General features: G+C 38.1%; 2 protein-coding genes. One reads left to right on the plus strand and one right to left on the minus strand.

Annotation, left to right across the window (positions count from 1 at the left end):
- On the minus strand, nucleotides 1-291 hold a 291-nt coding region (locus A8990_RS31190), incomplete at its 3' end, for a hypothetical protein (RefSeq protein ID WP_147306903.1).
- A 138-nt stretch (nucleotides 292-429) separates the two neighbouring features.
- Between A8990_RS31190 and A8990_RS31195 the strand changes: the two genes are divergently transcribed.
- Nucleotides 430-1353, plus strand: a complete 924-nt coding sequence (locus A8990_RS31195) for a glycoside hydrolase family 18 protein (protein WP_116192903.1) — start codon at nucleotides 430-432, stop codon at nucleotides 1351-1353.
- Nucleotides 1354-1720: the final 367 nt, after the last annotated feature.

Genomic DNA, 1720 nt, shown 5'->3' on the forward strand with positions numbered 1-1720 from the left:
TTTTTTCAGGTGACCGATTGTCGAACTTTCCCCTACTGTGTAAATTATTGAATAATTTTGGTTCAATATGATGAGGTCCCATATATCTTCATTAGCCACTTTTAAATTAATATGTTCTGGATTATCTTCTGCTAAGGTTTCTACTACTATTGAAAAATTCTTCTTTTGTAAGTTTTCATTCTTTTCAACAACCTTCACAACAGCGTTAGTTGTAGTTTTATCAGCACCACAGGCGTTGAGTGTAATGATAATAAATAACGATAAAAACAATAGACTAAAAAATTTCCTCATCTTAAACCCTCTTTTCAAAATAAATGATTTTTACTACTTAGTGCTTTTAAGGAGGTGAGTTGAATCTTACTAGATTTAGTATACCAAGTCTATATTTAATTGGAAAATCTTTCAAGATAAACTGGAGGTAATATAAGTATGATTAAGAAACAATTTAAATCAGGACTTTTCGGGCTTGCATTATCTGTGACTGTGGCTTCTGCAATTATTCCCTCCTCTGCAGCATTCGCATCCGCAAACAACACAGTAGATACGAAAGTATTTTCTACAACTGCAACTGTAACCACAAGTTACACGAATGATGAAATCGATTCAATCTTGCTTCAACATGGTATGCCTTTTGAACAAATTACATCGCTCGATCCTGAGCTTAAACGTACTTTGGTTGAACATGCATCCGACAAGAACTTCAAATTTGCAGGTGCGAGTTCATCAATATATCACCGTGATGATACTACTGGCGCACTAGTTGCTAATAGCACTATAAACGAGGGGGGAATGCAGACAATGGCAATTTCCCGAGCTGACCTTGTTTTTAATGCAATAACTTTTACTACATCTGTTGCTAATGAATATCAAGTTTATGGAAACTTTGAATGGCTTACTACCGGCGTAGGTCCATCTGGTGCTCCAAATAGTATATATAAAGATATGTTTGCTATTACTGTGCCTACTGGATGGACAATTGAATCCGGTAAATACGGTGCAAATATGTATAAAAATCTGTTTAACATTGTAACTGGATTTGGCGGATGGATTGATGCTGGTACTACTGGATTTGAAAATTCTGGACAACCAGCATCTGATGGATATAGCTTGTACGGAGCAGCATGGAGAATGAACTCAGCAACTGACACAAGTAACGTATTTTACAAAGGCACAACCTGGCTTACAATGAAAGGTACAGCGTCCTCCCAAAAACGGACTATTCTCTCCTACATGCAAGCAAAAAATAGTGGTACAGGTGGTTTTGGCGTAACTCTTGGATGGGGCCCATTGTCTATTAGTTACACTGCTACGTCGGGTAGTACAGATACAGCCAACGCTGACTACTCGTGGTAATGTGTTTATACCAATTTTGGATTGAACTAACGGGCACGTTAGATAGGTAAATTAAAAGGATCTGCCTGCAGCTGCGGCGGATCCTTTTTCATATCCATAAATCGGATTATATACAAATGTCTCAAATTATTTCTTCTCCAGGCCTATAATTTGGAAACTTACTTCTGTTTTGGGCGTATGAACTTCTGAAACCCTCTCGAATTGAGGGGAAGAAAGGAAGTGGTCATGCTTTGTTTTCATCGGCGACTTTATATCTTCCCCTTGCGCCTCGAAGTAAGGACAAACAGTAACGAATAACCACCATTCGTGGACTCGCTACTGCCTGGCTGCCATGAGCTACAAGGGGAATTAATCATTCATTTTTTTT

It is taken from the genome of Paenibacillus taihuensis (genome assembly GCF_003386535.1).
Classification (GTDB): domain Bacteria; phylum Bacillota; class Bacilli; order Paenibacillales; family Paenibacillaceae; genus Paenibacillus_Z; species Paenibacillus_Z taihuensis.